Consider the following 5,986-nt stretch of genomic DNA (forward strand, 5'->3'; position numbering starts at 1 on the left):
TCATCGGGTGCATCTCGTTCAGGCTCTCCGAATGAATACATAGATTATGCAGCATCAAAAGGCGCAATCGATACGTTAACCAAAGGTTTATCACTCGAGGTCGCGGCGGAAGGTATCCGGGTTAATTGTGTGCGTCCGGGGCTCATTCATACAGATATGCATGCTGACGGTGGAGAACCAGAGCGAATAGAAAGGCTAAAAAGCGTTATTCCTCTTCAAAGAGGCGGACAACCGGAAGAAGTCGCGGAAGCGATCTATTGGCTAGCATCAGAAAAATCGTCATTTTCAACCGGAAATTATCTTGACCTAGCTGGTGGTTTGTAAATCGAGATATCTGGATTGTCACCACAAAGACGAGAGTTATATTGTTCCTCTTCATTTAGTGCTGTATTTTGAGCATGTATCGATTCTCGATATAATGCTTTCCTCCTCGTTAATATGGCGGTTGCAGCCTAAAGGATACTTGTGATTTCAAAATTACCTCGTTGGATCGAATACGGCGCGTTTGTTCTAGCGCTTATCGCGGGTTTTATCAATTCAATTGGTTTACTAGGTTTTAACCATCAATCTGTGTCACATCTGTCGGGTACTGCGACGATGATAGGCACAGGGATGGTTACTTCATCGTTTAATACCATTTCCCATTTGTTGTTGGTTCTCATGAGTTTTATTGCTGGTGCGGCTATATCTGGTTTTTACTTGCGTAGCGGAGCACTTCAATTGGGGCGTAACTACAGTCGGTTACTTTTTTTAGAGGCCATTTTCCTTCTATTCTCCATTTACTTTTTAACCAAGAATGCGTTGCCTGGCCATTATTTTGCTTCTGCTGCGTGTGGATTACAAAATGCTCTTGTCACGACGTTTAGCGGCGCTGTGATTAGAACCACACACGTAACGGGAATTTTTACTGACCTAGGTATTATGATAGGAGCAAAATTAAGGGGTGAACCGTTTGATAATAGAAAAGCATTACTGTTTTTACTGATCATTAGCGGCTTCATTTTAGGTGGCACTTTAGGGGCCATATCTTTTGGTGCGTTATACTTTTACGCCTTATTGATACCAGCGGCGACTTGTATGATTCTGGCTGTATCGTACTCAATGTACAACGCCCGATTTGGCCGATAGTGGATCTAATGCTGAGTTTAATTCTAAGTCGACTAAACGCGTAAATCGTATCAATAAGGTTAATCGCGTCAATCGATTTCATTTAGGCCACATAATTACTTGGAGGATAGGATTAGTGGATTATCAACAATTTAATCGGTTCTGCGCGTCATTCCCTGCGACGACTCACGTGGTGCAATGGGGTGACTCGAATGTTTGGAAAGTTGGAGGGAAAGTGTTTGCGATTGGTGGGTGGAGCAAAAATAACAGCCCAGCATTTACGTTTAAAACCTCGGAACAAAACTATGATTTTCTGAGTGATAGCGAAGGGTATATTCCTGCTCCTTATTTTGCGAATCGTGGCATGAAATGGATTCAGCAAACAGAGACGTCAGGTAAGCTAGATGATGATCTAAAGTATTACCTTTCTGAATCTTATCGCATTGTATCTATGGGTTTGAGCAAAAGAAAACGAACAGAGTTAGGGATAGAAGTCTGAGTCTGTTATGAATCTCGGAAAGTACGTTTGCCCATGTATCTGTTAACTGACTCGAAGAATGTACGCTCAACAAACGTTAGAATAGTTACAAATTCTTACATCACGGATGGTTAGTATGCAAACCACAACAAAAAATACATTGATGGTGATTATTTCCAGTCTCGTTTTTGTACTCGGTTTTTTCTTTCTTCACGAATCGGATTATGCATTAGGAGCACTTTTGGTCATTCATATCTCATTCTCTATGATCGTGCTTTACGGAGATGGGCTCGTATCCCGTACTCGTGATAATGATGGATGGGAAGGGTACTCGGAAGTTTATCAATCACATGGAAATCAATTCAAATCAAAAGTTGGTGGCGAAAGTCACGACTAATATAGGGTCGCAGATTAGAAAACGTCATTAGGAACGGTTTAGGATGGATAGGATGCAACAACACGAAAAGCTCAACTATATTGAATTGCCCGCTCATGATTTGAATGCAACAAAATCATTCTTTTCATCCACATTTCGTTGGGAATTCGTCGATTTTGGTCCCGATTATATCGCGTTTAATAATCAAGGTTTAGATGGTGGCTTTTTTCGATCTGACGCTTGCAATGAAACGAAAAAGGGTGGTGCACTAATTGTGTTTTATAGCGAGAATATACAGGAAACGCTTCACAAAGTGACTGAGAATGGCGGTAAAATCATTCAAGACATATTTGAATTTCCTGGTGGTTGTCGCTTCCACTTTACCGAACCCAGTGGCAATGAGTTTGCTGTTTGGTCGGAAAGCCAAGGCACTGAGGGCCTAGTCTCCTAGCATCCAGTATCTAGCCCCTTAACATTTAGGCCCAATATCTTTCTACTTTCTAAGGTTAGTAGAGAGTGATTATTAATGACGATTTGTAAGCGAAGAGTGTCGTCGGTTGCTGTAACTCTTGAGCGTTGGTCTTATATTGACTACAATGGCGCACTTTATAGTTACTACAGATTTCGAATATGAACGACACTACATCGCAACCTGCTCTACCAGACCGCCTTGCGGGTAACCCTCGCAGCCCTCACCATGTGGCAGCCTGTTTTGAACATAAAATTGGTATTCGTCTTAACGGCAAAGAGCGTTTCGATGTCGAGGAATATTGCATCAGTGAAGGTTGGGTAAAGATCCCCTCTCCTAAAGCGCTTGATCGTCGCGGCCAGCCAATTCTCATCACATTAAAAGGCACTGTTGAAGCTTTTTACAGCTAATCAGTTCTTACGCGATTAATAATCTTAGTGTATTCACCTAAGTTTATTTTATCCTATATAATATGAAGAGCCTAAAGAGATTTAGGCTCTTTTTTATTTTAATAGAAGTTTAACGGTCGTTTTATCATTGTTTTTTTAATCATAAACCTGAATGTTTAAAACGGACATAATAAAATTAAAATAATTTAAGGGAAATAATAGCCCTTCATATAACCTATTCTATACAGGGTGTCGGCTTTATATTTAACGACTCAAAACGATTGAAAACAGGGCGTATTAACCGCCCTGTTTGTTCTGATTAAAAGGTGTGAATTTATTTTGGCAATAAAACCGTGTCAATAACGTGAATAACGCCGTTGCTTGCTTTTACATCAGTCGCGACCACATTTGCGTTATTAATCATTACTTTGCCGTAGCTTTCTTTGATCATAACCGTTTGGCCTTGTACGGTTGTCGCACTATCAAGTTTAACAACGTCAGCAGCCATTACTTTACCTGCGATAACGTGGTAGGTTAGAACCGCCACAAGCTTATCTTTGTTTTCTGGTTCTAGTAGCATAGCAACCGTACCTTCTGGCAGTTTAGCGAAGGCCTCATCAGTTGGAGCCAAAACAGTAAATGGTCCATCACCTTTCAATGTGTCAACAAGACCGGCAGCTTTTACCGCAGCAACAAGGGTGTTAAACGATCCGTTTCCGGCAGCAACATCAACGATATCTTCCTTCATGCCGTGGTTATGTGCCACCGCGGTAGTAGAAAAAGACAAAGTAGCCAGTAACATAGTTAAAGCAGCAGTTATTTTGATAGACATATTATTATTCCTTTTTTAATCGCAGAGTTTGTGTTTCAGAGATAGTTACGATTAAAAGAAATAAAGCGATCACATTTATTTTAAAATTTATTTTAGTGATGATTTCTATTTCAAAGAGAGAGGTGTGTTTTAGATGAAGGCGAGGGAAGATACATAACATCTTAGTTATTGGAGGGTATGGATAGGATGTATTACGACACGTTAACGGACTGCTTAGATGTTAAATAAAATGCCATAATTCTTTTTTTAATCAGTTATTTTTATCGCTAGATTCTTAAACGCATAGAATTATAGATATCGTAAAGTTGTGCCAATTAACGGCATTGTGCATGTAATCGTTCCATTTCAGCACTATCTATTGTCCTCTCAGATTCAGTGCTGTCATCAAAAATGTCACACAGCATTGCTGTAGCAACATGGCTGGCCTTAATTGGAACGTATTTTGTCAAAGGCCCGATCATAAGTGGCGTAAGCATTTTGAGGATGTACTCGACCACCGCTTCATTTCTTCTAGGTTCATCTCGTAAACCAACCAATGGACCAGGCTGGGCAAAAACAAGCTTTTCAAAGCCTATGCTGCTAATCGTTTGTTCCATTCTTCCTTTACACTTTAAGTAGTGTGAAAACGAATAAGGGGAGGCACCAATACTTGAAACCACCGCCAGCTTCTTTACTCCGAGTACTTTCATTGATTGAGCAACATCACACACCAGCTGATAATCGACTTCTTCTAGCTTTTCTTTGGAACCGGCTTGTTCAAGCGTTGTGCCTAAGCTGATGATGCCAATGTTCGGTTTTGGGTTTTCTTTGTTCCATTCTAAAACACGCAATTCATTATCAAGAATTTGCTCAAGCTTTGAATGAAAGAAAGGAAGCTCTTTACGTGCTAATGCATAAACGTGTGAGATAGAGTCGTCTTCTAGTACTTGTTTCAACACTTCAGTGCCAACAAGCCCAGAAGAACCCGCTAGAATCACTGCTGTGTTATCACCCGGAATACTCATTCAAATCGTCCTAAATGTGTTGCCTTGTCGCATAAGCAATTTGAATTGAAATGCCACTAGAAAATGGATTAATCAAAATATATAGAAACAGTAAAGCACCTTCTGTGACCTAATGTAAAAAAACAAGTGATAAATGCTGTTAAGTGTGACTATATAGAGAGTCTGCGACAAACCTAAAACCCTCATCTCTTTTACGATAGGGTCATGAGTTTATAGGTCGATTCTACAGGCGGTTTGGGTGATCAGGTTTGTGTTGAATCAACATTTCCCATTTCGATTGCACTTGTTTAATAGTTAACATGTTGATTTCGAGTTAAACTGAACCGATAAATTTAAAAGGACTTACCAGACATAGTCGCTAATTTAATAAGTTAGATAGCGCCATGCCCAAACGATGAGAGCTTACCCATCATGTTGCAACACACCTTTTCTGAAGCCATTCAACAACGCATTGACACTAAAACCAAACCGCTTGGTGCCTTAGGGCAGCTTGAACAACTGGCGTTTCAGTTGGCAACCATTCAAAGCCAAGGCAAACAGCAGGTTACAGATAAAATAAGCATTACTATGCCGACGGTAATCGTGTTTGCTGGAGACCACGGGATTGCCGATGAAGGTGTCAGTATTGCGCCTAGTGCCGTTACCCAGCAGATGGTTCTCAATTTCTTGTCAGGAGGCGCGGCAATCAATTGTTTTTGCCGAGTGAACAATGTCGCGATGAAAGTGGTCGATACAGGCATAATGAATCCGGTTGACTTCGATCATAAGGATTTCATTAATCAGCGGCTTGGGGCCCGAACAGAAAATTTTGCTCTGGAAGCGGCTATGAGTGAAAAAACGGTGAAGGAAGGCATTGAACTCGGTCAGACCATCGTGACCGACCTTATCCAACAAGGCACTAATGTGGTGATATTTGGTGAAATGGGTATTGGTAACACCAGTAGTGCTTCGGCCATCATGGCTGCATTGAGTCAGCGTGAAGTGAGCGAATGCGTAGGGCTAGGCACAGGGATTACCCCTGAACAACTGCATAAAAAACATCAGCTTGTTTCACAAGGTGTCAAACGATGCTTATCCAATGATCCAATCGATGTGCTTTCACAGGTGGGAGGGTTTGAAATCGTTCAAATGGTGGGTGCATTTATTGGCGCCTATAAACAGAACGTTCCCGTGATTGTTGATGGCTTTATCGTGACCGTGGCCGCTTACGTTGCTACCTTAATTGAGCCTGACTGCCGTGCCTATATGATTTTTGCACACAAATCGAAAGAATCTCCGCACCAAACACTGCTGGAAGAACTCGGGGCAGACCCATTGCTTGATCTCTCACT

At 41.2% G+C, this 5,986-nt stretch carries 9 protein-coding genes; 7 read left to right on the top strand and 2 right to left on the bottom strand.

What is annotated here, in order from left to right:
- The 6 genes from ACP45E_RS17160 to ACP45E_RS17185 form a co-directional block, all read left to right on the top strand.
- A partial coding sequence (locus ACP45E_RS17160; protein ID WP_141707387.1) for an SDR family oxidoreductase occupies positions 1-324 on the top strand: 324 nt, incomplete at its 5' end.
- A gap of 141 nt (positions 325-465) precedes the next feature.
- Entirely contained in the window at positions 466-1,128 is a 663-nt protein-coding gene (locus ACP45E_RS17165) for a YoaK family protein (protein WP_017036624.1), read from the top strand.
- A gap of 115 nt (positions 1,129-1,243) precedes the next feature.
- Complete coding sequence (locus tag ACP45E_RS17170; RefSeq protein WP_017037429.1) at positions 1,244-1,606, top strand: MmcQ/YjbR family DNA-binding protein; 363 nt, start codon at positions 1,244-1,246, stop codon at positions 1,604-1,606.
- A 115-nt stretch (positions 1,607-1,721) separates the two neighbouring features.
- Complete coding sequence (locus ACP45E_RS17175; protein WP_017037430.1) at positions 1,722-1,982, top strand: hypothetical protein; 261 nt, start codon at positions 1,722-1,724, stop codon at positions 1,980-1,982.
- A gap of 52 nt (positions 1,983-2,034) precedes the next feature.
- Positions 2,035-2,412, top strand: a complete 378-nt coding sequence (locus ACP45E_RS17180) for a VOC family protein (RefSeq protein ID WP_017037431.1) — start codon at positions 2,035-2,037, stop codon at positions 2,410-2,412.
- Between the two features lie 179 nt (positions 2,413-2,591).
- Complete coding sequence (locus ACP45E_RS17185) at positions 2,592-2,840, top strand: DUF3297 family protein (protein WP_017036628.1); 249 nt, start codon at positions 2,592-2,594, stop codon at positions 2,838-2,840.
- A 313-nt stretch (positions 2,841-3,153) separates the two neighbouring features.
- On the opposite strand, the gene ACP45E_RS17190 is transcribed toward ACP45E_RS17185, so the two are convergent.
- Both ACP45E_RS17190 and ACP45E_RS17195 read right to left on the bottom strand, forming a co-directional pair.
- Complete coding sequence (locus ACP45E_RS17190; RefSeq protein ID WP_017036629.1) at positions 3,154-3,651, bottom strand: fasciclin domain-containing protein; 498 nt, start codon at positions 3,649-3,651, stop codon at positions 3,154-3,156.
- Positions 3,652-3,965: 314 nt separating this feature from the next.
- A complete protein-coding gene (locus ACP45E_RS17195; protein ID WP_017036630.1) occupies positions 3,966-4,655 on the bottom strand; it encodes a hypothetical protein in 690 nt (229 codons plus the stop codon).
- 411 nt (positions 4,656-5,066) lie between these two features.
- Here ACP45E_RS17195 and cobT point away from each other — a divergent pair.
- A partial coding sequence (cobT, locus tag ACP45E_RS17200; protein ID WP_069585310.1) for a nicotinate-nucleotide--dimethylbenzimidazole phosphoribosyltransferase occupies positions 5,067-5,986 on the top strand: 920 nt, incomplete at its 3' end.

Origin of the sequence: Vibrio genomosp. F10 str. 9ZD137, from assembly GCF_049974785.1 — a bacterium.
Lineage (GTDB): Bacteria > Pseudomonadota > Gammaproteobacteria > Enterobacterales > Vibrionaceae > Vibrio.

Excerpts from the sequence above, each read along its gene's own strand:
- ACP45E_RS17180 (WP_017037431.1), top strand. The coding sequence starts at position 2,035 with ATGCAACAACACGAAAAGCTCAACTATATTGAATTGCCCGCTCATGAT.
- ACP45E_RS17190 (WP_017036629.1), bottom strand. The coding sequence starts at position 3,651 with ATGTCTATCAAAATAACTGCTGCTTTAACTATGTTACTGGCTACTTTG.
- ACP45E_RS17185 (WP_017036628.1), top strand. The coding sequence starts at position 2,592 with ATGAACGACACTACATCGCAACCTGCTCTACCAGACCGCCTTGCGGGT.
- ACP45E_RS17175 (WP_017037430.1), top strand. The coding sequence starts at position 1,722 with ATGCAAACCACAACAAAAAATACATTGATGGTGATTATTTCCAGTCTC.
- ACP45E_RS17195 (WP_017036630.1), bottom strand. The coding sequence starts at position 4,655 with ATGAGTATTCCGGGTGATAACACAGCAGTGATTCTAGCGGGTTCTTCT.